General features: G+C 61.4%; 27 protein-coding genes. 8 read left to right on the top strand and 19 right to left on the bottom strand.

The annotated features are described in order from the left end of the window. The first annotated feature begins 10 nt into the window (after positions 1–10). The gene (locus NKI47_RS10080) at positions 11–595 is read left to right on the top strand and encodes a BA14K family protein (protein ID WP_352589629.1); all 585 of its coding nucleotides are present in this window, start codon (positions 11–13) and stop codon (positions 593–595) included. 176 nt (positions 596–771) lie between these two features. Next, positions 772–1,056 carry a PilZ domain-containing protein gene (locus tag NKI47_RS10075; protein WP_352570507.1) on the top strand — a complete coding sequence of 95 codons (285 nt, stop codon included), beginning with the start codon at positions 772–774 and terminating at the stop codon, positions 1,054–1,056. A 192-nt stretch (positions 1,057–1,248) separates the two neighbouring features. Here the strand turns inward: NKI47_RS10075 and NKI47_RS10070 are convergent, their stop codons facing one another. The 5 genes from NKI47_RS10070 to NKI47_RS10050 all read right to left on the bottom strand — a co-directional run bounded on the left by NKI47_RS10070 (position 1,249) and on the right by NKI47_RS10050 (position 5,625). Beyond that, positions 1,249–1,689 (bottom strand): hypothetical protein, encoded by a 441-nt coding sequence (locus NKI47_RS10070; RefSeq protein WP_352589626.1) that lies wholly within the window; start codon positions 1,687–1,689, stop codon positions 1,249–1,251. Next, the gene (locus NKI47_RS10065) at positions 1,682–2,203 is read right to left on the bottom strand and encodes a hypothetical protein (protein ID WP_352589623.1); all 522 of its coding nucleotides are present in this window, start codon (positions 2,201–2,203) and stop codon (positions 1,682–1,684) included. Before NKI47_RS10065 ends, NKI47_RS10070 begins: the two co-directional genes overlap by 8 nt. Before the next feature lie 499 nt (positions 2,204–2,702). Next, on the bottom strand, positions 2,703–3,671 hold the full coding sequence (locus tag NKI47_RS10060) for a DUF3592 domain-containing protein (protein WP_352589620.1): 969 nt from the start codon (positions 3,669–3,671) through the stop codon (positions 2,703–2,705). 257 nt (positions 3,672–3,928) lie between these two features. Beyond that, complete coding sequence (ilvC, locus tag NKI47_RS10055; protein WP_352483016.1) at positions 3,929–4,948, bottom strand: ketol-acid reductoisomerase; 1,020 nt, start codon at positions 4,946–4,948, stop codon at positions 3,929–3,931. Positions 4,949–4,971: 23 nt separating this feature from the next. Next, positions 4,972–5,625, bottom strand: coding sequence for a TetR/AcrR family transcriptional regulator (locus NKI47_RS10050; RefSeq protein ID WP_023720781.1), 654 nt, complete (start codon positions 5,623–5,625; stop codon positions 4,972–4,974). Positions 5,626–5,781: 156 nt separating this feature from the next. Here NKI47_RS10050 and NKI47_RS10045 point away from each other — a divergent pair, with 156 nt between their 5' ends. Next, entirely contained in the window at positions 5,782–6,210 is a 429-nt protein-coding gene (locus NKI47_RS10045) for an anthrone oxygenase family protein (protein ID WP_023720782.1), read from the top strand. Between the two features lie 37 nt (positions 6,211–6,247). Here the strand turns inward: NKI47_RS10045 and NKI47_RS10040 are convergent, their stop codons facing one another. After that, positions 6,248–6,700 carry a MarR family winged helix-turn-helix transcriptional regulator gene (locus NKI47_RS10040; protein WP_352495188.1) on the bottom strand — a complete coding sequence of 151 codons (453 nt, stop codon included), beginning with the start codon at positions 6,698–6,700 and terminating at the stop codon, positions 6,248–6,250. 100 nt (positions 6,701–6,800) lie between these two features. On the opposite strand from NKI47_RS10040, the gene NKI47_RS10035 reads away from it, so the two are divergent. After that, entirely contained in the window at positions 6,801–7,106 is a 306-nt protein-coding gene (locus tag NKI47_RS10035) for a Rieske (2Fe-2S) protein (RefSeq protein ID WP_352495187.1), read from the top strand. 1 nt (position 7,107) lies between these two features. Further along, positions 7,108–7,833, top strand: a complete 726-nt coding sequence (locus tag NKI47_RS10030; RefSeq protein ID WP_352589616.1) for a glutathione S-transferase family protein — start codon at positions 7,108–7,110, stop codon at positions 7,831–7,833. A gap of 255 nt (positions 7,834–8,088) precedes the next feature. On the opposite strand, the gene NKI47_RS10025 is transcribed toward NKI47_RS10030, so the two are convergent. Next, positions 8,089–8,499, bottom strand: a complete 411-nt coding sequence (locus tag NKI47_RS10025) for a winged helix-turn-helix transcriptional regulator (RefSeq protein WP_023720786.1) — start codon at positions 8,497–8,499, stop codon at positions 8,089–8,091. Between the two features lie 136 nt (positions 8,500–8,635). Between NKI47_RS10025 and NKI47_RS10020 the strand changes: the two genes are divergently transcribed. Then, entirely contained in the window at positions 8,636–9,526 is an 891-nt protein-coding gene (locus NKI47_RS10020; protein WP_352589614.1) for an SDR family oxidoreductase, read from the top strand. Positions 9,527–9,569: 43 nt separating this feature from the next. On the opposite strand, the gene NKI47_RS10015 is transcribed toward NKI47_RS10020, so the two are convergent. The 3 genes from NKI47_RS10015 to NKI47_RS10005 form a co-directional block, all read right to left on the bottom strand. Beyond that, positions 9,570–11,489, bottom strand: coding sequence for a potassium transporter Kup (locus NKI47_RS10015; protein WP_352483013.1), 1,920 nt, complete (start codon positions 11,487–11,489; stop codon positions 9,570–9,572). A gap of 158 nt (positions 11,490–11,647) precedes the next feature. After that, on the bottom strand, positions 11,648–13,561 hold the full coding sequence (locus tag NKI47_RS10010; protein WP_352483011.1) for a potassium transporter Kup: 1,914 nt from the start codon (positions 13,559–13,561) through the stop codon (positions 11,648–11,650). Between the two features lie 71 nt (positions 13,562–13,632). Continuing rightward, positions 13,633–14,373 carry a pyridoxine 5'-phosphate synthase gene (locus NKI47_RS10005; protein WP_352589610.1) on the bottom strand — a complete coding sequence of 247 codons (741 nt, stop codon included), beginning with the start codon at positions 14,371–14,373 and terminating at the stop codon, positions 13,633–13,635. Positions 14,374–14,487: 114 nt separating this feature from the next. Between NKI47_RS10005 and NKI47_RS10000 the strand changes: the two genes are divergently transcribed. Further along, entirely contained in the window at positions 14,488–14,892 is a 405-nt protein-coding gene (locus tag NKI47_RS10000; RefSeq protein WP_023720790.1) for a SpoIIAA family protein, read from the top strand. 10 nt (positions 14,893–14,902) lie between these two features. On the opposite strand, the gene NKI47_RS09995 is transcribed toward NKI47_RS10000, so the two are convergent. The 8 genes from NKI47_RS09995 to NKI47_RS09960 form a co-directional block, all read right to left on the bottom strand. Then, a complete protein-coding gene (locus NKI47_RS09995) occupies positions 14,903–16,030 on the bottom strand; it encodes an ATP-dependent DNA helicase (RefSeq protein ID WP_023720791.1) in 1,128 nt (375 codons plus the stop codon). Positions 16,031–16,187: 157 nt separating this feature from the next. Next, positions 16,188–16,568 carry a nitrile hydratase accessory protein gene (locus NKI47_RS09990; protein ID WP_051409715.1) on the bottom strand — a complete coding sequence of 127 codons (381 nt, stop codon included), beginning with the start codon at positions 16,566–16,568 and terminating at the stop codon, positions 16,188–16,190. Continuing rightward, positions 16,537–17,196 (bottom strand): nitrile hydratase subunit beta, encoded by a 660-nt coding sequence (gene nthB, locus NKI47_RS09985; protein ID WP_352589607.1) that lies wholly within the window; start codon positions 17,194–17,196, stop codon positions 16,537–16,539. Before nthB ends, NKI47_RS09990 begins: the two co-directional genes overlap by 32 nt. Then, complete coding sequence (nthA, locus tag NKI47_RS09980) at positions 17,193–17,798, bottom strand: nitrile hydratase subunit alpha (RefSeq protein WP_023720794.1); 606 nt, start codon at positions 17,796–17,798, stop codon at positions 17,193–17,195. Before nthA ends, nthB begins: the two co-directional genes overlap by 4 nt. A gap of 56 nt (positions 17,799–17,854) precedes the next feature. Further along, on the bottom strand, positions 17,855–21,013 hold the full coding sequence (locus tag NKI47_RS09975) for an efflux RND transporter permease subunit (protein ID WP_352589604.1): 3,159 nt from the start codon (positions 21,011–21,013) through the stop codon (positions 17,855–17,857). Beyond that, the gene (locus NKI47_RS09970) at positions 21,010–22,263 is read right to left on the bottom strand and encodes an efflux RND transporter periplasmic adaptor subunit (RefSeq protein ID WP_352483005.1); all 1,254 of its coding nucleotides are present in this window, start codon (positions 22,261–22,263) and stop codon (positions 21,010–21,012) included. Before NKI47_RS09970 ends, NKI47_RS09975 begins: the two co-directional genes overlap by 4 nt. A 168-nt stretch (positions 22,264–22,431) precedes the next feature. Next, positions 22,432–23,028 (bottom strand): LysE family translocator, encoded by a 597-nt coding sequence (locus NKI47_RS09965; protein ID WP_352589601.1) that lies wholly within the window; start codon positions 23,026–23,028, stop codon positions 22,432–22,434. A 106-nt stretch (positions 23,029–23,134) separates the two neighbouring features. Next, entirely contained in the window at positions 23,135–24,115 is a 981-nt protein-coding gene (locus NKI47_RS09960) for an acyl-CoA desaturase (protein ID WP_352589598.1), read from the bottom strand. Positions 24,116–24,301: 186 nt separating this feature from the next. On the opposite strand from NKI47_RS09960, the gene NKI47_RS09955 reads away from it, so the two are divergent. Further along, positions 24,302–24,706: a metalloregulator ArsR/SmtB family transcription factor gene (locus NKI47_RS09955; RefSeq protein ID WP_352589595.1), complete on the top strand. Its 405-nt coding sequence runs from the start codon at positions 24,302–24,304 to the stop codon at positions 24,704–24,706. On the opposite strand, the gene NKI47_RS09950 is transcribed toward NKI47_RS09955, so the two are convergent. Then, positions 24,703–25,386 (bottom strand): SEL1-like repeat protein, encoded by a 684-nt coding sequence (locus NKI47_RS09950; RefSeq protein ID WP_352589592.1) that lies wholly within the window; start codon positions 25,384–25,386, stop codon positions 24,703–24,705. The two genes, NKI47_RS09955 and NKI47_RS09950, sit on opposite strands and share 4 nt — an antisense overlap. Between the last annotated feature and the right edge of the window lie 3 nt (positions 25,387–25,389).

Here is a 25,389-nt window from a genome sequence, read left to right as displayed (position 1 = left end):
GGAGAGTGCGATGAAACCGCTCTTTTTATCTTCTGTCAGATCCGGGCTGATGGCCCTCGGTCTGATCGCCGGCCTCTCGGCCCCCTCGCTTGCCGGGCCGATGCCCAAACCCCTGCTGCCGGTGGCGGGCAATGCCGCCGACATCGTGCAAATTCGTGAAGATTGGGCAGGCGGCAATGACAGGCAGATCTGGCGTTGGCGCAATCACGGCGTTCGGCAATGGCACGGCGGCAATGATTGGAGATGGCGGTCCAACAATTTCCGCGGCCGTCATTTCTCGAGACACTGGGACAATGGCGGCTGGGACGACAGCTGGCGTTGGCGCCATCACCGCCGCCATTACCGCGGCGGTTACTACGATGATGGTGCCGGCGCCGCGATTCTTGGGCTGGGCCTGGGGTTTGGCCTCGGCAGCCTGTACAACAATTACAACTACTACGATGCGCCCGCACCGCGGCGCTACTACCGGACACAGCGGCTTTCCAGCGCGCATGTCCAATGGTGCTACAATCGCTACCGGTCGTACCGCGCCTGGGACAACACGTTCCAGCCCTATAACGGGCCGCGCCAGCAATGCTACTCGCCCTATAGCTGAGCAGGCCGGTAATAATATCGTCTGGCGCCGCGCGTTGCGGCGCCGATTTTTTCTTACGGCCAGCAACCGCGAAAAATCGCCAGCCTCCACTGGTGATAACGCTATTTTTATCAGGCAGGTCTAATAATCCTCCCGATCAGAACGCCCGAGACGCGAAGATGGCTGGATTGCGTGCGATGGCCGAGGACGAACAGAGGGACAAACACCGGCAGCGCGTCTTGAAGGGCGCGGCGATCCTGACCGGCATGACCAACTCCGAGGTCACATGCACACTGCGCAACATGCATGCCGGCGGTGCCGAATTGAAGGTCTCGATCGACGCGCGCGTCCCCGATGAGTTCCTGCTCTATGTTCCGACCGACGGCATTGCCTACAAGGCGGTGGTCCGCTGGCGCCGCGAGGACCGAATTGGGGTGATGTTCACCGGCACCGAACCAAAGCCCAGCTGGCACTACGGCTGAGATCCCGGCGCTATCCGGGTGGCAGGACTCGCAGTGTCTGCTCGTCAAACAGCGGCTCATCCTGGCCGACGCGAACGAATAGAAGCTTTCGCAGTTCGGGTGATTGCACCTCGAAATACTGAATGCCGTCCGGGGCTTCGCCCCATTCGCCGCAAGGCGGTTCGCCGACCTCGTCAGGGTCGGCAACGGCTTTCAATTCACTGAGATAAACGGCATCGGGACTGAAGACATACCGCAGGGTGCGCGTGGGCGCGACCCTTCGGTGTAAGGCATGAGCACGCAACGTGTGCTGATGGCTTTCTCGGTCTTCTGCGTAAAAATGCGCTGCAACGCAGCGTCAGCGGCCTCGCCCGGCAGCATATCGAAGACTTCGACGACGGGATCGGCCGGCCCGCCGTCGCTGTATTTGATGGCAAGAGCATTGCCGCCAAGCTCGAAATGAATCCGGCGAAAACCGAAATCGCAGCGCTGCACCCAGGCAGCCAGCCCGACATCCTTGTCCGCCAGCCGTTCCCAAGCGCATTTGTCGACAGGCGGACGCGACGGCTTGCTTTGGTCGGCACGAGCGCCGGTTGCCATGGCCATAAGGACCGGCAGGGCGAAGATGCAGGCCGGCAGTCTCTTGCTATTCATCGCTACAACCCGTCAAGCTAAAGGCGTCCCAGGCTGAACCATCGGGATTGGCTTTGGCGAAATCGGGCCATTCGGTAAAAATCGCGCCGAAGTCAGGCAACAGCAACCCTGCCGGCGCCGGCGAGGCTTCGCGGGAACTCAACTGCTCGGCACCGCCTGCATTGAACGCATAGACCTGCCCATCCCACACTCTGCACAGCCCGGTGCCGTCCACGAGACCAGCCTCACGATCGTCGTCGGTGCAGGTGTGCCGGATCGTGCCCACAGGAAACGAGTACTTGCCATTGGTCCAGGTAATGTCCGACGGCAGACGAATGTCGGTGTTGGGCACGATCAACGAAAAGACCTCGGTCGTCAGCGCGGCCGGCTCGTTGTTGGTTGGCCGGAACTGTATCGTCGCTCCCGAACGCGGCTCGCGATAAGTCGCATGGCTGAGCGAACATTCTGTTGCGTTCGCTGCTTGCAACAGGCTCAGCATGCTCAGAAAAATAGCTGCTGCTTTGTGGATGATCATTTAAGTCCCTTGGAGCAGCATCATTGTGAAGTCTGAGCATCGATGCTTTAGCATGGCCCAAGGCCACGTCGAAAAGAAGAATCGATGATGCGAAATCTCTTGATGCTCATTTCGATCTTAACATTTTCGTGCGGCAGCGCCTTTGCCACGGAACCCTATGTGGGCACATGGTCCGGGGACAGATCGAACTGTACCGCCGTTGCGGATGTTCAACGCCAGACTGTCTACACATTGTACCGCGACGCGCTGTCGGTCCCTGCTCTCGGCTGCGAACACGCAACGTTTCTCAAGACGCCTACGGGCTGGGTGGCGCGGGCCAGCCAATGTTACGGATCCGACCCGTCGGCCGAAGAGCCGTTCTCCCGTGTCATCCATATTGTGGTCGACGGGGCGACGGTGAGATTGACATGGCCTGGCTTCGACAGCGGAGTTCTTGTCAGATGCTGAAGACAAGTGCCCTTCCTCTGAATCTACAGCGTCTAGGGCGGCAGCTTCAGCATTAGATCACCCCGACAAGCAGCGCGGCTCCACCTATCAAGCCAACGGCGCAGACCCACAGGAGCCAAAGCCCGCTCACCCTGCATTCGAGAACCGCTGCAACTGGGTTGTCGGGATCGTAGTGGACCTCAACCTTGTCGCCCTGAAGATAGCGCTGTGATTGACCGCTGACGAGCCTCGGCAGCGAAGCCGTCACGTTTGCGCCGAAAGCGATGCGATCGGCGGCGTAGCGCTGGCCGGCGACGCTATAGCTGTAGACGATGCGGGATTTGAAGACTGTTCGCCAGGGCCGATAGCCGCCTCCGGACCTGTCGCGGGTCTCGAATTTCTGCAGGCCCGAGGCGTCGATGCGTCCTGCCGTGATGGGCCATTTGGCCGCCTGTTCCGCAAGTGACTTCTGGGCAAAGCCCATGCGCAGGACAAATAATCCCATGAAAAGCAGCAGGGCCGCGGCGCCGAGGTTCTGCGGCTTGGGCAAAAACGGCCGGACCGCTTCGAGGACGCCGCCGACGGAGAAGACCAATACAAGCGCGCCGACCACCAGCCCGGCCGAAAGCTGGACCATGAACTTGAAGGAGCCGTCAGGCATGGTGCGTTCGATCACGGCCTTGGCTGGATCGGCCGGATTGTAGAAGACGGTTACGCCGGCCCCGTTTGGAAATTTCGCAAGGGTTTCCGCCACGGCAAAGTTTCCAAGGTTCTCCTGCACGCTGTAGTGCGAACTGCGAAATGTCTTGCCGTATTCGAAGGTGATTGCCGGGAAGTTGCGGATTTCGGTCGACCCTCCGCTGTCCGAACCGGATCCCGAACTGGTCACCTCGCGAGCCTCGACCCGCGACGAGATGATCTTTCCCGGCGTAGGAGACCAGCGGCTGACCGCCCTCACCTCCCACCACTTCAGCAAGGTGACGAGGGAGAGCATGCCGGCAACCGCGCAGGCAAACCCGACCAACAGAAATTTGAGTTCCAACTCTCACCCCCTTGGCACTTTTGTGCCATGCCCCGCACAGGCATATCACGGTGATGAGGATAGTGCGCCTGTGCAGAAGCCTGGAAACCACACAATCTTGATGCGAAAAGGCCGGCGGATCGCTCCGCCGGCCTTTCTTGATTGGCAATGAAATTGCGATCAGTTCTTGGCCTTGTCGACCAGCTTGTTCATGGAAATTCCCACGCGCCCGCAGGGCGAAGCCCGAGGACGGGTAACGAAACGAACGTGGATTTCCTTCAGTTCTTGGCCTTATCAACCAGCTTGTTCTTCGAGATCCACGGCATCATCGCGCGCAGCTTGGCGCCGACTTCCTCGATCTGGTGGCTGTCGTTGTTGCGGCGGATGCCCTTGAAGCGCGACATGCCGGCGCGGTATTCCTGCATCCATTCCGAGGTGAACTTGCCGGTCTGGATATCCTTCAGCACGCGCTTCATCTCGGCCTTGGTCTCGGCAGTGATGATGCGCGGGCCCGAGACATATTCGCCCCATTCGGCGGTGTTCGAGATCGAGTAGTTCATGTTGGCGATGCCGCCTTCGTAGATCAGGTCGACGATCAATTTGACCTCGTGCAGGCACTCGAAATAGGCCATTTCCGGCGCATAGCCCGCTTCCACCAGTGTCTCGAAACCGGCGCGGATTAACTCGACCAGACCGCCGCACAACACCACCTGCTCGCCGAACAGGTCGGTCTCGCACTCCTCGCGGAAATTGGTCTCGATGATGCCCGAACGGCCACCGCCGACGCCGCAGGCGTAGGAGAGCGCCAAATCGAGCGCATTGCCCGAAGCGTCCTGGTTGACCGCGACCAGGCACGGCACGCCGCCGCCCTTCTGGTATTCGCCGCGCACCGTGTGGCCCGGGCCCTTTGGCGCGATCATGACGACGTCGACCGAGGCTTTTGGCTCGATCAGGCCAAAATGCACGTTGAGGCCGTGGGCGAAGGCGATCGCCGCGCCGTCGCGGATGTTCGGCGCGATCTCTGATCTGTAGATGTCGGCCTGCAGCTCGTCGGGCGTCGCCATCATCATCAGGTCGGCCCATTTGGCGGCATCGGCCACACTCATCACCTTGAGCCCGTCGGCCTCGACCTTCTTCGCGGTCGCCGAGCCGGCCTTGAGGCCAATGGCGATATCCTTGACGCCGGAATCCTTGAGGTTGAGCGCATGCGCCCTGCCCTGGCTGCCATAGCCGATGATGGCAACCTTCTTGCCTTTGATCAGGTTGAGATCGGCGTCGCGATCGTAATAGACACGCATTTTTCTTCCTTCCCGTTTTGAATTCAGAGGCCCTGCGGCCCGGTTTTTGCCCCGTAAAGAGCGAGAAACTGCTGCGTCGCCCGGACGGCATCGCCGCCGATCGCCGCATCAGTCAATTCCAGCCGGTCGCCGAGCAGCAGGCGGATCTGCACGTCGCGGGCGACCAGCCCGAAAAAGGTGCGGAAAGCCATCTCAGCGTCGGAAAACTCGAGGAAACCAGCTTCCTTGCCTGCCTCCAGCACCGGCTTCAGCCGCCTGGCCAGCGCGAAGCGGCCGTTCTCCAGCACGATGGCGCCGAGATCGTCCTTCCCCGAACTAGCATGGCCGACCGCCACCCGGTTCAGCGCGATCGAGGTGTCGCTCGAAATTACCCTGAGCCAGTCCGAAGCGAAGCGTTCGAGGCTCGCCGTCAGCGAGGCAAGATCGAGTCCCTTGCGGTCGACCGGCACTACCCGCACCTTGGACGCCTGCCATTGCACCGTTGCCGTCAACAGCCCGTCGCGATCGCCGAACCATTTGTAGAGCGTCTCCTTCGAGCAGCTCGCCCGCCGCGCCACGGCGGTCATGGTCAACTGATCGCCCTCTTCGACCAGCAGGCGAAGGGCGGCGTCGAGCACGGCCTTCTGCCGCTCTGTCAGCGTCTCGCTGGTGTCGATGTCGGTCACAGCGTGCAACACAGTCTTTCCTCAGGAGGCGAACTCACCCGCAGTTCAGATACGAACTCAACAGCGTACCGTACGTTACGGTTCGGCTTTATGGCGTATTGCCCGACCCGGCGCAAGCCTTTATTTCTGTAGCTTGCTCCATGCGGGGCATTACGGGAGACACGGATCATGCTCGCCGGATTGCTTGCCTTGACCGTTGCCGCTGTGTTTGCAGGCGCGGCTATCTACGTCAGCGTCGCCGAACAGCCGGCGCGGCTTCGCCTCGATGACAAGGCATTGCTGCAGGAATGGCAGCCTTCCTACAAGCGCGGCGCCGCCATGCAGGCCTCGATCGCCGTCATCGCCTGTATTCTGGGCCTCGTCGCGTGGTGGCAGACCGGCAATCTCGCTTATCTGGCCGGCGCCGTGCTGATCATCCTGCCTTGGCCATGGACGCTGCTGGTGATGATGCCGGCAAATCGGCTGCTGGAGGTGATGGACGCTAACACCGTCAATCCTGAGGCTCGGACAATGATCGTCAAATGGGGCAATCTGCATCTGGTCCGCGTCGGGCTTGGGGTTCTGGCGACATTGGCATTCCTTTGGGGCAGTGCCTGACCTCGCAGATCCGCGCCATCTTCGGCACGAAGGCGTGTCACGCCAGGGCGGGCGGATCTCGCAGGCGCCCAAGCAGAGCCGACAGCGTGTCCAGATCATCGTTGGAAAGCTGGGAGCCGACCAACTCCGATATCGAGCGGCCGTAGACGACCCACATGCGGCGGCGCGTCTCGCGCCCCTTGCCGGTGATGCGGATGGTTTGCCCGCGGCCGTCATCGGCAACTGGAAGCTTCTCGACCTGCCCGTCGGCTTCGAGCCGCGCCAGCAGCCGCGAGATGTTGTATTGCGCAAACAGGGTGCGCTCGGTGAGTTGGAACGGCCGCAATCCGCCCTCGCCCGCCTCGGCAAGCTCATGCAGCACGTCGTACCAGGCAAGCGGCGGCAGGCCACTGTCCTTCAGCGCGTCCTCGGCACTTTCCAACAACTGGCGCGAAACCCGCATCAGGCGGGCCCAGGCTTTGATTGCTGGAGGTGAAGGAATCCCGGTCATGATTACATCGTAGGCGATAGATGCAACTGCATCAAGCTTGACGATCGATGCAAATGCATCTATATAGATGCAATCGCATCAATCATGAAAGGCAATTCCGATGAAGCATGAAATCTGCAGGATCGCCGACATTCCGGAAACAGGCAGCCTGATCGCTCCGTTTTTCGGCCGCGAGGTCCATGTCTACCGCAGCGGCGAGCGTATCCGCGCCGCCGCCAACGTCTGCCTGCACTTCGGTGGCCCGCTCGACTGCAAGGACGGCAAGCTCGTCTGCCAATGGCACGGCGCCTCGTTCGACATGGCGAACGGTGATCGCCTCGAAGGCCCAGCGCCGAAGGGCTCCCGCCTGATGTTCCTCTCCACCCGCGTCGAGAACGGCGCCTTGAACTATGTCTGGGGAGAGTGAGATGACCGACAAGCTCATCCTCGTCAGCCACCATCTTTGTCCCTATGTGCAGCGCGCGGCGATTTCGCTTCGCGAAAAGGGCGTGCCGTTCGAGCGCATCGCCGTCGATCTCGCCAACAAGCCTGCCTGGTTCAAGGCGATATCGCCGCTCGGCAAGGTGCCGCTGCTTCGCGTTGAGCATGACGGCCAGGAAACGGTGATCTTCGAATCGCTCGTCATCCTCGAATTCCTCGAGGAAAGCCAGCCCAATCCGCTGCATCCCACCGATCCCTATGCCCGTGCCCGACATCGCGCCTGGATCGAGTTTGGCTCGGCAATCCTCAATGCCATCGGCCGCTTCTATTCAGCGCCTACGGAAGCCGCGTTGCTCGCCGAAAGCGAGGCGCTATCGGCGGTGTTCGATCGCCTGGAAGTGGAACTGGCGAATGGCGCGGTTGGGCCGTGGTTCGCCGGTGATCGCTTTTCACTGGTCGACGCGGTCTACGGGCCGATTTTCCGCTATTTCGACGTCTTCGACCGGATCGGCGATTTCGGCATCCTGGACGGAAAGCCGCATGTCCAGGTGTGGCGCGAGGCGTTGCGCAAACGCCCATCCGTGAAGGACGCGGTCGCTCCCGATTATCCGCAACGCCTCCATACATTCCTACGGGCGAAGGGCTCGCACCTTTCGGAAATCATCCGCCGAAACGATCCGGCCACCGGGCTTCCGCAAGCCCGATCGGCTTGAATGGATTGATCACAGTGCCTGTAATCATCGAGGCAAGGATATTCGTTTCCGGCGGAATGCTTGCCACTGGCCACCAGCCTGTCGCGGACGCAAGCCTCCAGCGCAGTATCGATACGTCCGTTCCGATGAGCGCGTAACTGATCGCCGCGCCGGCAATCGCGATGTCCAGAGAATTGCCCATTTGCCCGACCCGACCCAGGCCGGACAATCCTTCAGCGTTGTCGCTAAATCAAGCCGCTGTCTCGGCCTTGAGACTCAGCCTTCGGCAGCATCGAAAACCTTCCGCGCCTCGCGTACAGCGCCGTGATTGAGCTCGGCCCATTGGATCAGCTGGTGCAAGGGTCCAAACATCGAGCGCCCGAGATCGGTGAGGCTGTATTCAACGCTCGGCGGTTTGGTCGGAAAAACCTCGCGATGCACATAGCCGTCGCGCTGCAGATCGTGCAGCGTCTGGGTGAGCATGCGCTGTGAAATATCGGGCACGAGGCGCCGCAACTCGCCAAAGCGGTACGGCTTCTCGGCCAAGGCCTCCATCAGCAGCGAACTCCATTTGTTGCTTATGCCCTGGATCACGTCGCGAACCGGGCAATCCGCAAGGTTTCCGCCACCGCTGCCTGCTTTGTAGATCTCGAGCTTCGATCTCAGATTGACGATCTTGCCGTCCATGGCTGGTTCCCTGGCTGTGCCTACCTCCCGCAAAACTGCCTTCTTTACGAGGATGGGTCAATTCCTATTTTAGTGCTGGTCTCTTTTTGAGACTAACATATGCACCCGCCGCTCCGGCGCAACGTCAGGACCTTTCATGACCGACACCCTTCTCGTCACCGGCGCCTCCGGCCAGCTTGGCCGCGGCGTCATCAATCATCTGCTTGACACGCTCAAGGTCTCCCCTCAGCGCATCATCGCCGCTACCCGCAATCCGGAAAATCTGGCCGATCTGGCAGCCCGAGGCGTCACCATCAGGACGGTCGACTTCGACGACACCGCATCGTTGGCCAGTGCATTTACCGGCGCCGACAGGGTTCTGATCATTTCGACAAACGAGCTCGCCATTCCGGGCAAGCGCCTGAAGCAACATGAGACCGCGGTCGCCGCCGCAAAAAGCGCGGGTGTTTCGCATCTGCTCTACACATCGATGCCCAATCCGGAGCCAGGATCGCCGGTGCTGTTTGCGCCCGATCACCACGGCACCGAGCAGGCGATCAAGGCGAGCGGTATCCCCTCCACCATCTTCCGCAACGGCTGGTATCAGGAGAACCTGTTCCTGGCGCTGCCGCACGCCATCGCCTCTGGGCAGTGGTACACGTCCGCTGGAGACGGCCGCATTGCCCACGGCGCGCGCGACGATATGGCTGCCGCGATTGCCGCCGGCCTCGCTTCGAGCGCAACCGAAAGCACGACATACACGCTGACCGGCCCCAAGGCCCACACGATGGCCGAGATTGCAGCCCTCGTCACCGAGGTCACCGGCAAGCCGATCGACGTTGTCCAGCTTTCGGATGAAGCGCTGACCGAGGGATTGAAGGCAGCCGGCGTTCCCGAAGCTTTTGCGCCCGTGATCGTTTCCTTCGATACCAACACCCGCTCCGGCCGGATCGGCATGGTGACCGACGCGGTCGAGACTCTGTCCGGCAGGAAGCCGCAGCCGCTGAAGGAATTTCTTGAAGCAAACAAGGCGGCTCTGGTGAACTGAGCCTCACAAATGGCCGTGCCCTTCGAAGGGCATGGCCGCTTGTTCAAATAGCCACCTGCGTCCCGATCTCGACCACCCGTCCGGTCGGGATTTGGAAATATTCCGTCGCATCGGCCGCCGAGCGCGCCAGCCCGATGAACAGCTTGTCCTGCCAGACCGGCATGCCGGAATTGGGCGATGCCTTGAGCGAGCGCCGCGACAGGAAGAAGGATGTCGTCATGATGTCGAACTTCCAGCCCTGCTTGCGGCAGATCGCCAGCGCGCGCGGGATATTGGGCTGCTCCATGTAGCCGAAGGTCAGCGTCACCCGCATGAACAGCTCGTTGACCGTCTCCATCTTGACGCGCTCGCTGTCGGGCACGACAGGCTGCGGCGCCGTCACCACCGAAAGGATGACGTTCTGTTCGTGCAGCACCTTGTAGTGCTTGAGGCTGTGCATCAGCGCCGTCGGCGCACTCAGCGGATCGCTGGTCAGGAACACTGCGGTGCCCGACACCAGATGCGGCTTCTTCTTCAGCAGATTGCCGGCGAGGAAATCCAGCGGGATCTCGTTCCGGCGGGTCTTTTCGAACAAATAGCGGGTGCCGCGGATCCATGTCCACATGGTCAGCACAATAACTGCGGCAATGGCAAGCGAGGACCAGCCCCCTTCAAACACCTTGACTATGTTGGCTGCAAAGAAGCCGGTATCGACGAAGGCGAACACCGCCATCAAGGCGACCGCGACGCCGAGCGGCCATTTCCAGATGCGCGTCATTACAACAAAAAGCAGTATGTTCGTCACCAGCATGTTGCCGGTCACCGAAATACCGTAGGCCGAGGCCAGGCGGCTGGATTCGCCGAAGCCGACCACCAGCAACATCACCACCAGCGCCAGCATCAGGTTGATGCGCGGCAGATAGATCTGGCCCGACTGTTTTTCCGACGTGTGCTGGATGACGAAACGCGGCAGCATGTTGAGCTGCACCGCCTGCCTGGTCAGCGAGAAAGCGCCGGAGATCACCGCCTGGCTGGCGATGACGGTCGCCGCCGTCGCCAGCACGACCATCGGAATAAGCGTCCAGCCCTGGTTCATCTCAAAGAAGGGATGGCCGACAACACCGCCATTTGCGAGCACGAAGGCACCTTGCCCGACATAGTTGAGCAACAGACAAGGGAACACAATTGCCAGCCAGGCGAGCACGATCGGCTTGCGGCCGAAATGGCCGAGATCGGCATAGAGCGCCTCAGCGCCGGTGACGGCGAGGAAGACCGCACCAACAGTGACGAAGGCGACGTCGGGCGAGTTGACCAGGAACGACACGATGTAATGCGGGCTGATCGCCAGCAGGATTTCCGGATCGGCGATGATGTGGTTAATGCCGGAAAGGCCGATGGCCAGGAACCACAGCGCCGTGACTGGCCCGAACACCAATCCTACGCCGCCGGTGCCGAACCGCTGTACCGCAAACACGATCGCCAGGATGGCCAGCGTCAGCGGCACCACATAGGGCTGGAATGTCGGCGTGACGACATTCATGCCTTCGACCGCCGATAGTACCGAGATCGCCGGCGTAATGACTGCGTCGCCGAAAAAAAGCGCCGCGCCGACAATGCCGATGCCGAGGATCACCGCCGAGCGCGTCGGGAAACTGTTGCGCGCCAGCGCCATCAGCGACAGCACCCCGCCCTCGCCGCGATTGTCGGCACGAAGCACGAACATGATGTATTTGATGGTGACGGTGATCGTCAGCGACCAGATGATCAGCGAGAGTACGCCCAGGATGTCGCCACGGTTGGCGACGTTGCCGCCGGCTGATGCATGCAACGCCTCTCGGAATGCATAGATCGGGCTGGTGCCTATATCGCCGTAAACCACACCGAGTGCGCCCAGCATCAGCACCTTGGTGCTGTGCTGCTCGACCTCAGAATGGCTCGATTGTTCGACAGGTTCTGCCTCGTTACCAGCATTGGCAAGGGCCATGGACGACACTCCGATAAGCGGGCGGTGCTCTACGCTTGCTGCGCTGCAATATCAAGTGCCGTCACGTAATGGCTCCGTCCCGATATTGCGAGTCGTCCACGACTTGGCAGACCCAGTCCCATCGGCAGACTACCTGGAATGTCGCAACGGACACGTTTTTAAATAGCCACCTGCGTCCCGATCTCGACCACGCGTCCGGTCGGGATCTGGAAATATTCCGTCGCATCGGCCGCCGTGCGCGCCAGCCCGATGAACAGCTTGTCCTGCCAGACCGGCATGCCGGAATTGGGCGAGGCCTTGAGCGAGCGCCGCGACAGGAAGAAGGATGTCGTCATGATGTCGAACTTCCAGCCCTGCTTGCGGCAGATCGCCAGCGCACGCGGGATGTTGGGCTGCTCCATATAGCCGAAGGTCAGCGTCACCCGCATGAACAGTTCGTTGACCGTCTCCATCTTGACGCGCTCGCTGTCGGGCACAACCGGCTGCGGTGCCGTCACCACCGAAAGGATGACATTCTGCTCGTGCAGCACCTTGTAGTGCTTGAGGCTGTGCATCAGCGCCGTCGGCGCGCTCAGCGGATCGCTGGTCAGGAACACTGCGGTGCCCGACACCAGATGCGGCTTCTTCTTCAGCAGATTGCCGGCAAGGAAATCGAGCGGAATCTCGTTCCGGCGGGTCTTTTCGAACAAATAGCGGGTGCCGCGGATCCAGGTGGACATGATCAGCCCCATGGCGCAAGCGACTGTTATCGAGACCCACCCGCCTTCGAGGATCTTGACGATGTTTGCGAGGAAAAATCCGGTATCGATCGTGCCAAACAGCAGTGTGAGCGCCGCCGCCAGTGCAAGCTGCCATTTCCACCGGAACCGCATCACGACAAACAGCAGGATGGTTGTCATCAGCATTTCGCCAGTCACCGAAATGCCATAGGCGGAAGCCAGCGAACTCGAACCGCCAAAGCCGACCACCAGCAACATCACGCCCAGCGCAACCACCAGATTGACGCGCGGCATGTAGATCTGGCCGGATTGCATTTCGGACGTATGCTGCACCTCGATGCGCGGAAGCAGATTGAGCTGCACCGCCTGGCGGGTCAGCGAGAAAGCGCCGGAGATCACCGCCTGACTGGCGATCACGGTCGCTGCCGTGGCCAGCCCAACCATGGGCATCAGCGCCCAATCAGGCAGCATCTGGAAGAATGGATTGGTGGGTTTGCCGCCGTTGGCCAGAACGAACGCGCCTTGTCCGAAATAGTTGAGGAGCAGACAAGGGAACACCACGGAAAACCATGCCAGCACGATCGGCCTGCGCCCGAAATGACCGAGGTCGACATAGAGGGCTTCGGCCCCGGTGACCGCCAGGAACACCGCCCCGACCGTGACGAAGGCACCGGTGGGCGTATTGGCCAGATAAGCGACCGCGTAATAGGGATTGATCGCCAGCAGGACCGACGGGTCGTCCAGCAGATGGTACACCCCGGCGGCGCCGATCGCCAGGAACCACACTGCCGTCACCGGTCCGAACACGGCCGCCACCCTGCCGGTGCCAAAGCGTTGCACGGCAAAAAGCATTGCCAGGATGACCAGCGTGATCGGAACCACATAGGTTTCCAGCGTCGGGGTCACCACTTCCAGGCCTTCGACCGCCGAAAGCACGGAGATGGCCGGCGTTATGATGGCGTCGCCGAAAAACAGCGCCGCGCCGCACAGCCCGATCCCCAGGATGAGCTTGGCTCCATTGGGATAAGCGCTGCGCGCAAGCGACATCAGCGACAGCGTGCCGCCCTCGCCCTTGTTGTCGGCTCTGAGAACGAAAGCGACGTACTTTATCGTGACGATGATCGTCAGCGCCCAGACGATAAGCGACAGCACGCCAAGGACGTCGTTGCGCGCTACCGGTCCCGACGATGCGTGCAGCGCTTCCCGAAATGCATAGATTGGGCTGGTGCCGATATCGCCGTAAACCACGCCCAGCGCGCCCAGCATCAGCACCTTGGTGCTGTGCTGCTCGACGGTGGAGTGGCTGGATTGCTCGATGGGTTCTGCCTCGCTACCGGCGTGAGCAAGGGCCATGGACGACACTCCCATAGACGTGCGGACGCGCTGCCATGCCGGGAACGCACGGCCTATCGGCTCGCCTCTCTCTACCAGCCACAAGCCTTCAGAAACCGCCTGACCGTTGCGGCCATGCCATACTCCAACGCATCGGCTGTCAACCCATGTCCGATCGACACTTCGGCCAATGCTGGGATGCGCCTGGCCAGTGCCGGCAAATTGCTGACCACAAGGTCGTGCCCGGCATTGACCTGGAGCCCTGCAGCAAGAGCGGCATCCGCCGTCTTTCCCAATTTCTCCAATTCCTTCGCCGCCTTTGCCGAATCGGAATGATAGCTGCCGTATGGACCCGTATAGAGTTCGATCCGGTCGGCACCGGTGTCGCGAGCGGCATTCACGCCATCGGGGTCCGGATCGGAAAACAGCGATACGCGAAAGCCTCCCTTCTTCAGGCGCTTGACGACCGGTGTCAGGAACGCAGCCCCGGCGGCGAAGTTCCAGCCATGGTCGGAAGTCGCCTGCACCGGGTCGTCGGGCACCAGCGTCACCTGTTCCGGCTGATGCTTTTCCACAAGCGCCAGGAACTCCTCAGTCGGATAGCCCTCGATGTTGAATTCCGCACTCGGGAACTCGTCGTCGATCAGCGCCCTGATCTCAGGCAGATCGGAATGCCTGGTGTGCCGCTCGTCGGGTCGCGGGTGCACCGTCAGCCCATGCGCACCGGCGGCAAGGGCGATGCGTCCGAGCCCCGTCACGCTTGGCCACGGCAGGTCCCGCCGGTTGCGCAGCATGGCGATGGCATTGAGGTTGACGGAAAGCTTTGCAGGCATTTGCACGGTTCCAGGCTGATCTCGGCGCGCATCTATAGCGCCTTTAAGGGGAACAGACAGAGGGTTTCAGGTGTTCCAGGGGAACGAAGAAAATCGAGCGCAAGGAGTTTCCTGTTGAATTTTCTCGATGCCGTGCCGGCGATCCGCCGCATCGATACCGATCGCGAAGACCTCTTCGCCATCGATGTCGTCGGCCATGTCGCAGCGGCTGATGCCGAAAACCTGTTCGGATTGCTGGAGGCAGCCTACGCGCTGCACACGAAAATCGACGTGCTGGTGCGCCTGATCGATCATGAGGGTGTCGACTGGACCGACGTATCGGACGAGACGATCGAACAGGGCATAGCTCACGCGGTGGAGCATATCGGCCGCTGCGCGGCGGTCGGTGAGCCGAACTGGATAGCGGAGGCAAGAGCCTTCTTGCCAGCCTCTTTGCCTATCGAACTCCGGCATTTCGAGGCTAAGGACGAAACCGCCGCCTGGGAATGGCTTGGCGCCAGACCGATCGCCCAGCGCTGATACGGCCGCCCTATCGGACGATCGTCAGCCGTTCGGCCGCGCGCGTGATGGCGGTGTAAAGCCAACGCTGCCGGGTTTCCTTGAATGCCCAGCTTTCGTCGAAAAGCACGATCTCGTTCCACTGCGACCCCTGCGCCTTGTGCACGGTCAGTGCGTAGCCATAATCGAAATCATCGAAGCGCTTCTTCTGCTGCCAGGGAATGTCGGCGTCCGGATCTTCGAACGCCGCCTTGAGCAGTTTGATCTTGGCGACGCCGCGATCCGGATCGTCTTCCTCCGGCGAGACCAGCAGATTGATGCCGGGCTTGACCGTCTCGCGCGACGAGGTCATCACCTTCCACAGCGAGCCGTTGAGCAGCCCCTTGGCTGGATCGTTGCGCAGGCAGACCAGCTTGTCGCCGGCTTGCGGATAATCGGCGTTGAACCCCTTCAGCTCGCGCAGCCGCTGATTATAGCGACGGCGCGTGCGGTTGGTGCCGACCAGCACCTGGTCCGCCTTCAGCACCAATTCCTGGGTGACGTCTTCCTTGCCGATCACTTGCGCCGCGCCATAGTCGCCGCGCATGAACTCGCGGCCCTCGCGCACATCGAGCGCAAGCCGGATGATCGGGTTGTCGCGCGCCTGGCGATGGATTTCGGTGAGCAGAATGTCCGGTTCGTGGTCGGTGAAGAAGCCGCCGCCGGAGATCGGCGGCAACTGGCCGGGATCGCCAAGCACCAGGATCGGCGTGCCGAAGCTCATCAGATCGCGGCCAAGCTGCTCGTCGACCATCGAGCATTCGTCGATGACGACGAGCTTGGCCCGCGAGATCGGGCTCTGCCGGTTGAGCGAAAAGGTCGGCGACATCGAGGTTTTGCCGGTCACCTCGTCCGCTACCGATTCCTCGCCTTTCGGCCGGTAGATCAGCGAATGGATTGTGCGGGCATTGACCGCGCCCTTGGAACGCAGCACCTGCGCCGCCTTGCCGGTAAAGGCGGCGAACTGCACCTGGCCGTCGACATGCTCGGCGAAATAGCGCGCCAGCGTCGTCTTGCCGGTGCCGGCATAGCCGAACAGCCGGAACAGCTGCGGCTTGCCGGCTTTCAGCCAGCCGGCCACCGCCTTCAGCGCCTCGTCCTGTTGAGGAGAAAATTCCATCAGCGCGACAGACCGGATTCGCGAGGGAAAGACGAGGGAAAGACAAGGTGACTGCCGTCACCATCAATTTCATCGCCAGCAATCACGCCGGTGCGACAGGATCAGGCTATCAGCGACAAACAGGAACGTAAAGAGAACAACGCCGAGCGATGGCAGCTTACCCAGCCCGCTGTGGGTCGTTCTCCAGCAGGATCGGCTTGCCATGCGGCGTAGCATGCGCGGCGCGTTCCCAGGCAGCAGCAAGGCTGTCGACATCGTTTCTACCGGCAACGCCTTTGGTCGACAGCAAATTCTCCAGCGCCGCCAGCCAGTGCTCGTAATAATCATGGCCGTCGCTCGCGGCGCCCGGCCGCTTCACCTCGGCCGATAAGGCGTCCGCCCATTCGGTCCACGAAAACAGCCCGTTGTCGTGTAGCGCCACCGTCATGGCGAAGGCCTCTGCTTGCCACGGCTCGGCGAAGACCGGCGCCTCGACACCGGCGGGCAGCACGGCGGCTGAGTTCGTCTCACGCCGGTTCAAGGTAGCTCTCCCAGGCATCGATCGACACGACAAGTTTCGGGTCGGCGCCCTCGCCCCAGATTTCGCTGCCGGTGAAAGCCACCGTATAGACCCATTGCGGGTTTTCGCCCTGGCCGTGCGCATTGGTGTCGGGAAAGACAAAGCCGTCACGCATGGCCTCGATGACGCCTCGCTTGCCGCGCGCGTAACGCGGCAGCCTGGTGTGGCCGGTCGGATGAAAGTTCTTGGTTCGCACGAGGTCGCCTGCCTTGAATCGCGGCGGGACGGCGAGCGGCCGGTCGCAAGGCCCGCCCTTGGCCAGCACCGCCGAAACGTCTTGCGCCTTCAGGACCCGCTTGGGTGTCGCTGCCGGGTCGACCGCATCGCCCCTGGCCAGATCGCGGTCGCTGACGAAACCATGGCGTTTGAGTAACACCTCCAGCGCCTTGATCCAGATTTCGTAATAACTCGACGCATAGTAGTCGGCCGGGTGCAGCGATTCCCGCGCGTGCCGGCTCTCGTCGATGGTCCAGGCGCCCATGGCGCCGGCGCACAACGTCACGCCCAGCGCCCGCCTTTCCCAATCGGCATGGAAATAGGGTTCGTCCTGTTCAGGCGCGACCGGCCCGAAACCCATCTGGCCGCCGAGATCCTGCGGCCCGTTCATGCCGGTTCCCGCGCCAGCGCCGTGCCGATCATGGCATCGCGCGTCACCAGATCGGCGAGCCGTGCCTCATCCCAGCCCTCTGTGTCCCTGGGCCGCATCGGCACCACCAGATAGCGCAGCTCGGCGGTCGAATCCCACACCCGGATTGCCGTCGTCGCCGGCAAGGTCAGCCCGAATTCGTCGAGCACGCCGCGCGGATCGATCACCGCGCGCGAACGGTAGGGCGGCGCCTTGTACCAGACCGGCGGCAGGCCGAGCACCGACCATGGATAGCAGGAGCATAGCGTGCAGACGACGAGGTTGTGCGTGTCGGCCGTGTTGAACACCGCCTGCATGTGTTCGCCTTGCCGGCCGGTGTGGCCGAGCGATTCGATGGCCGCCGTCGCATCACGCTTCAGCCATGCGGCAAACCCGGGATCAACCCAGGCCTTCGCCACCACCTTTGCGCCGTTGCGCGGCCCGACCTTGGTTTCGTAGGTATCGACGATGACGTCGATCGCCGCTGGATCGATCAGCCCCTTGCGGGTGAGAATCGTCTCCAGTGCGCGCACACGCGCCGCAAAAGCATCAAGCTCGTTGTCGTGGTCGTGATTGTGCAGCATGGCATCAAATTACGATCGCGGACCTCCGGCCGCAAGCACCACGGCTTGGGCCAGTGCTATTCGGCTGCCGCCTTCTGCGGCACCGGTTCTTCCTCGTCGTCGAACAGTGACGGCTGGTCGACCGCCTCGACCGGGCTCGGCTCGCCCCGGTGCCCCGCCCATACGCTGACGAGCCAGCCGGAAAAATGCTCCATGTAGACGTAGATGACGGGCGTGACGAACAGCGTCAGTGCCTGCGAGGCGACAAGGCCGCCGACCACCGCCACGCCGAGAGGCTGGCGCAATTCCGCGCTGGCGCCGGTGCCGAGCGCGATCGGGATGGTACCCATCAGCGCGGCAAGCGTAGTCATCATGATCGGCCGGAAGCGCATCAGGCAGGCCTTGTGGATGGATTCGACAGGCGACATCCCCTCGCGCCTGAGTTCCAGCGCCACGTCGATCATCATGATGCCGTTCTTCTTGACGATGCCGATCAGCATCAGGATGCCGATCACCGCGATCACCGACAGATCCATCCCCGCCAGCCGCAACGCCACCAGCGCGCCGAGCACCGCCGATGGAAGCCCGGTCAGGATGGTGAGCGGATGGATGAAGCTCTCATAGAGCATGCCGAGCACGATATAGATGGTCAGGATCGCGCCGCCGATCAGCAGCCCCTGGTTGGAAAGCGAATCCTGGAACGTCTTCGCCGTGCCCGAGAAGGCGGTCGAGATCGTCGGCGGCATGCCGATCTTGTCCTTCAGCGCGTTGATGTGGCTCACGCTGTCGCCGAGGGCCACGCCCTGCGGCAGATTGTAGGAGATGGTCACAGCCGGAAGCTGGCCGAGCTGGTTGACGGTCAAAGCACCGGCGGTCCGATCGACGCGAGCGAACGCACCGAGCGGCACCAGGCTGCCGCTCGCCGTTCTCACCTTGATGGCCAGCATCCGCTCGGGCGACCACTCGATCTTCGGGTCGAGCTCCATGATCACGTCGTAGCTGTCGGCCGAGCCGAAGATGGTCGACACCTGCTGGGTGCCGAAACCGCCATAGAGACTGGAGCGCAGCGTGTCGGTATCGACGCCGAGGTTCGCCGCCTTGTCGCGGTCGATCACCAGCGTCGCCTGTAGCGCGTTGTTCTGCAGGTCATTGGTCACGTCGGTGAAGGCGGCATGATCGGCGGCCATTGCGTCCGTCAGCCTTTGCGCCCAGACGTTCGTCAGGCCGGTATCGAGGCCCTGCACGGCAAGCTGGTAGGCACTCGCCGAAGAACGCGCGCCGAGCCGCAGGTTCTGCACCGGCTGCATGTAGGTTTCGATGCCGGGCACATTGGCAAGCTGGCGCCGCAGATCCGAAAGCACCTTGTCGATGTTGGGGCGCTGGTCCTTGTCCTTCAGCTGCACAAAGAGCTGGCCCTGGTTGAGCGCATTGTTTCCGCTGCCCGCCGACCAGCCGACATGCGCGACATAGGGCGAATGGGTGAAGACATCAGCCACTTGCCCCTGCAGCTTCACCATGGCGTCGAACGAAATGTCCTGGCGCGCGATGGTCGTCACCGAGACCTGGCCGATATCCTCCTGCGGGAAGAAGCCCTTCGGCGATATCTGGATCAGCCACACCGACAGCCCGGCGGTTACCAGGAAGACAAGGAAAACCAGGAAATTGTGGCGCAGGCAGAATGTCAGCAGCCGGTCATAGCCCCGCATGAAGACGTTTTGTCTATGGCCTTCACCGTGCGCTGCTTTCTGCTCGGCTTTCGATAACGACAATAGCCGCGAGCACAGCATCGGCGTCAGCGTCAGCGAGACGAACATCGATGCCAGGATGGCGACCGTCACCACCACCGCGAACTCGTTGAAGATGCGCCCGATCACGCCGCCCATCAAAAGCACGGGAATGAACACGGCGACCAGCGAGATCGAGATCGAGATGATGGTGAAGCCGATTTCGCGGGCGCCCTTGAGCGACGCCTCCATTGCCGAGAGCCCATCCTCCTCCATATGCCGGAAGATATTTTCCAGCATGACAATGGCGTCGTCGACGACAAGGCCGACCGCCAGCGTCAGTCCCATCAGCGAGATGTTGTCGATGGAAAAGCCGAACAGGTACATCACGCCCAGAGTGGCGATGAGCGAAATCGGCACCGCCACGGCCGGGATCACCGTCGCCGTCACCCGGCGCAGGAACAGGAAGATCACCATCACCACCAGCGCGATAGTGAGCAGGAGCGTGAACTGCACGTCGTCGACCGCCTCGCGGATCGATGTCGAGCGATCGTTGAGCAACTGGATGCTCGCAGCTGCCGGCATCTGACCCCCGAAGGAAGGCAGCATCGCCTTGACGCGGTCGACGACATCGACGGTATTGGCATCCGGCTGACGCTGCACCGCCATGATGATGGCGCGGGTGCCGTCATACCAGCTTGCCGTCGTCGTGGTCTCGACCGAATCGATGACGCGGGTCACCTCGCCGAGCCGCACCGGATGGCCGTTCTTGGTGGCGATGATGATGTTGGAGAATCCCGCCGCGTTGGTCAGCTGCGTGTTCGCCGTGATGGTCAGCTGCTGTTTGTTGTTCTTGAGCACACCGAGCGGCGTGTTGCTGTTGGCCGAGGCAATGGCCGTCTGCAGCTGGTCGATCGAGATGCCGCGTGCGGCGAGCGCCGTCGGATCGATCTGGACGCGGACGGCATATTTCTGTTGGCCGTAGATCGAAACCTGCGCAACGCCGTCGATCGTCGACAGCGACGGCGAAATCACATTCTCGGCAAAGGCATCGAGATCGGTCAGCGGAATGGTGTCGCTGACCAGCGACATCAGCAGGATCGGCGCGTCGGCTGGATTGACCTTGCGATAGCTCGGCGGGCTGGTCATCTCCGGCGGCAATTGTCGTTGCGTGCGTGCGATCGCCGCCTGCACATCGGCGGCGGCTGCATCGATGTCGCGGTTGAGCACGAACTGAATGGCGATCGAGGTCGTGCCGAGCGAATTGGTCGTCGAGATCGAATCGATGCCGGCGATAGTGGCAAACTGCTTGATCAGCGGCGTTGCCACCGAGGTCGCCATGGTTTCCGGCGAGGCCCCAGGCAGCGAGGCCGAGACGTTGACAACCGGAAATTCCGCGCTTGGCAGCGCCGCGACCGGCAGGAATTTGTAAGCAAATAGCCCGCCCAGAACCAAGGCGAACGACATGAGCAGCGTGGCGACGGGCCTGCGGATGCAGAATTCGGAAATCATGGCTGTGTTCCGCCCGTCCTGTCGGCCTCCGCGACCTTCGGAGTCGCCTGGTCGTCGGTACCGGTCGAGGCCTTGCCTTCGCGGACCGCCGCGCCGTTTTTCAGCTTGGTCTGGCCTTCGACGACGACACGCTCGCCGCTTTCCAATCCTTGGCTGATCGCGGTGTTGGCGCCTTCTGTCAGCGCGACCTGCACGGGCCGCATTTCAACGGTGTTGTCCGGCTTGATCACATAGACGAACGGCCCCTTCTGGCTGGGCTGGACGGCGACCGTCGGAACGGACGTCATTTGCGGCATGATGCCGGCATCGAGCACAACATTTACATATTGGCCCGGCCACAGCGAAAGATCGGCGTTGGGCACGCTGGCCCGCGTTGCGATGGTGCCGGATGCCGTGTCCACGCTGGAATCGACGAAATCCAGCGTTCCCTTGCCGATCGGCTTCGGGTCGCCGTCCTTGGTCAGCGTCACCGCGCCTTGCTGCGGCGCCGCCAGCGCCTTGTGCAGTAAGGCAAGATCGCTTTCCGGAAGATTGAAGTTCACCTGCAGCGGGTCGACCTGCGTGATCGTCACCAGCGGCGTCGACGTGCTGCTGCCGTTGCTGGTGGTGACGAGGTCGCCGACCGCGACGCTGACCGCGCCAAGCCTGCCGGAAATCGGCGCTTTGATCGTGGCAAAGCCAAGCTGGACCTCGTCCGCATCGATCGTCGCCTTATCGGCGTCGACAGTGGCCGCGGCGGATTTCTGCGCCGCGACGGCCTGATCATAGGTCTGCTGTGTTCCGGCCTGCCTGGCGACGAGATTTTTGGCGCGCTGAAGATCGGCCGTGGCGCTGGCAAGCAGCGCCTGGTCTTTTGCGAGCGTCGCCTGATCGCGTGCCAATTGGGCCTTCAATGAGCGATCGTCCAGCGAGAACAGAAGGTCGCCGGCCTTCACCATCTGTCCGTCCTTGACCGCGATTGCGACGATCTGGCTTGAGACCCGTGCGTTGATGCTGACCACGGCGGGAGAGGACACAAAGCCGATGGCATAGCGCCGGACCGGGAAATCGGCCGTCGAGGCGGTGGCGGCAACCACCGAAGTCGAACGCGCGGCATTTGCCGCTGCAGCGGGCTTGTCCGCCGCCGCCGTCGTCTGCTTCGCCGACAGCATCTGCTGAAGACCGCTCATTGCGGTGGGCGAATGATAAAGCCACGCCGCCGCGGCAACGCAGGCTGCAGCAATCACCGCAAATACGATCTTTCCGCGCATCGACAAAAGGCCTCTCGATCCGACACGCCGCTATCCGGTGGCCGCAGTCTAGCTCAACTCGCAGCCTCTTGCCGCGCTTTTGCCAGATAATAGAGAATGCCGAAGGCGAAAAAGGGCCAAAAGCCGTCATTACGAAGATTTAATGTGCAGTGCACAATAAAACGGCAGCTAACGCAGCATCGGCCACAGCGTCGCCGCAAGCATCACGCCCATGGCGATGTTGAACCATTTGAGCCGCACCGCATCAGCCAGAAAACCGCGCAGCGCCATGCCGAAACCGGCCCAAGTCGAAATGCTCGGCAGCATGACGACGGCGAAAGCGGCCGCGATCAGCACCACGGACACAAACGGGCGTTCCGGATTGGTATAGACGGCCATGGCCGTAATCGCCATCACCCAGGCCTTAGGATTGACCCACTGGAAAGCCGCAGCCTCGATGAAGCGCATCGGCTGGCCCTTCGCCTCGCCTTCGCCGCCGAGCGAGCGCGACATGGCGATCTTCCAGGCCAGATAAAGCAGGTAGAGGCCGCCGGCGATCTTCAACCCGGTATGCAGCACCGGAAAGGCCGTCAACACGGCCCCAAGCCCGAAGCCTACGGCAAGCAACAGCACGAGGAAGCCGAAGCCGATGCCGAGCATGTGTGGCACGGTTTTGACCAAGCCGAAATTCACGCCCGAGGCCAAAAGCATGAAATTGTTCGGACCCGGCGTGATCGAGGTCACGAAGGCATAAACCAGCAGAGCAAGGAATGCATCGAAGGTCATGGAGGATCGCAATGATCAATAATACTGAAATACTGACTTAAATCGATGAGGTGCTGAGTGCAAATGCAATTCGTTGGTCCACGCGCCCTAAGCGTTCCTTCATTTCTTAGGCCAATATCCGCTGAGAACATCTATCTGCGGTAGGCTGCACCGACCATAGATCTGAATCCGGGGCAGTTTCGCGCTGACGGCGCACGCGTCGCAGCCCTTTGCGTCTCGGCGTATTCTCCGGAATCTTGACGCTGTGCGCCAGACCCAGGATCGCCAGAACCTGAATGAATAGCCAGCCGAGATCGATCTGTCCGGGTTCCAGACCAAGCCGTGCAGACTCGGGAAACGCGTGATGGTTGCCGTGGAAACTCTCGCCGAACGTTACCAGCCCGAAACGCGGCAAATTGTATCCTTGCACGGCAACGTCGTCGACGCGCCATCCTTGCTCCCCATCTCGGTGCGCAAAATGCCCAACCAACCAATGCCCGGTAAGCGACACTGAAACGCGCACCGCGATTCCCCATACCACCCAATCCCAGCCGCCAAGCGCGAAAAAGAGGATCGCCCAGGGCAGTTGTTGCAGCATCCAGGTGCGTTCGACGAACTTGTAGAACCGGTCATTCCTGATCGAGGGTTCGATGACGAAGGTGGGTGGATTGCGCAAAGCGACCGCGCAATGCATCTGCCAGAAGGCATCGGTGAAAAATGGCCGACGATGGGCATGGAGATCGTGACATGCGGTCTGGCGCTGAGCCCAGTCACGAATATCGTGAGCATAGATCATCCCAAAAGGACCGGCCATGCCGACGAGCACGCCAAGGTAGACCAGCGCATGCTCGACCCAGATATGAACCTTGAACGAACGGTGGATGAGCAGACGGTGCATCCCCACCGAGTGTCCGGCGCAGATTGTCGCCGCCGTTGTCGCAACGAATAAGGCGAAGGCACTCCAGCTAAATGTCATCGGTCCCAACACAATGGCGGCGATCGTCATCGCCCCGACCCAGATCGACTTTGCCGGCACCCACACGACTTTGCCGTCTTCGGCGTCACTGTCCTGTTGGGAAATCATTCTGCCCGTGGATATGGTTTTCATCGGTACCCCTCCTCCTGCATGAACATTTCCGGACCACAGCCTTGCCTTCTGGCGCGTCTTCCGTTACTTAGGCAGTAAGCTAATCGTCTACTACTACGAATTAGGTATTTAGGCAATAGTCTAAATGAAAATAAGAAAAGCGGACCGAGGCGCAGCCAACGCCTCGGCATCACAAGGTGGAAGACAGTGATCGAAGATGCAGAGCACGCAGCGGATGCCGAAACGGCTGCTCACGCAAATGGCGCGATACAGCGCGTGTTTGAAGCGCTATCTTCAGCGCCCCGGCGCAAGATGCTCGCCTATCTTGCGCACTCTTCCCTAACGGCGGGCGAGATCGCGGCGCGCTTCGAGATGTCGAAGCCGTCGATCTCGCAGCATTTGAGCATTCTGGAGACGGCCGGGCTCATCGCCAAGGAGCGGCACGGACAGTTCATCCACTATTCTCTGGTCCAGAACAATCTTGTGAACACGCTGAATGGATTTGTTCAGGATGTCTGCCCGGTATCGCGCCCTATCAAGAGAGAAAGCAAAGAACTTGGTCGAGGCGAGGCAGCGCAAAGATCGCACTTGCGCAAATCTGAAAAGCCCTAGCGGCTTTGCATCGTTTTCATGAGCGCCTTGGCGTATCGGCAGGCGTCAAATTCCACAGCGATCTCGCAAGACTTTTTGTAAGCGGCCATCGCCTCGGCTTCGTCCACAGAGACGCCTTCACCATGCTGAAGGGCGCTGCCATACATGGTGCAACCCCAGGCATCGCCCTCATTGCAGCTCAGCTTGAATGTGCGATAAGGGCAAGATTCATTGGCACTACCGGCGGCAAGCAGTTTGTTTAGCCCAAGCCGACCCAAGAGAATTCCCGCGCCGCGATTTGTGCAGCCGCCGATACTGCCAGTAGCGCAGGCCTGGGCGAACATCTCCTCGGTCCATTGCTTGTCTTCTGGCGAGTGCTCCTGGATGACCCTGGCCGTCTCGAAACAGGCTTCGCCCCTGCGTCCGTCGAAACACCGCTTGGCACAGGCCAAGACGTCTTTCTCACAACCTTGGTAATCTATTCCCGGCGTGGAAAAGAGCGCGTCATCGACGCCCGACGCCCTGCGCCAAATATCGGCCGGGCATTGTTGGAAATAGTAGCTCGGTGTGCCCCTGCGGTCGATTTCTTCAAACAATTTCGGCAGCACTGACTTGTCGAATACCGGCTCCTGGCTGGCCGCCGCCGTCGTGACCGCAAGAACGATTGCGCCGGCGCCTGCTAGAATTGCCGCCGCGAGCATTAT

This window comes from Mesorhizobium sp. M0633 (genome assembly GCF_040320645.1).
Taxonomy (GTDB): Bacteria; Pseudomonadota; Alphaproteobacteria; order Rhizobiales; family Rhizobiaceae; genus Mesorhizobium.
The sequence above is the reverse complement of the archived record's forward strand: the minus strand, read 5'-3'. Positions and strand labels throughout refer to the sequence as shown.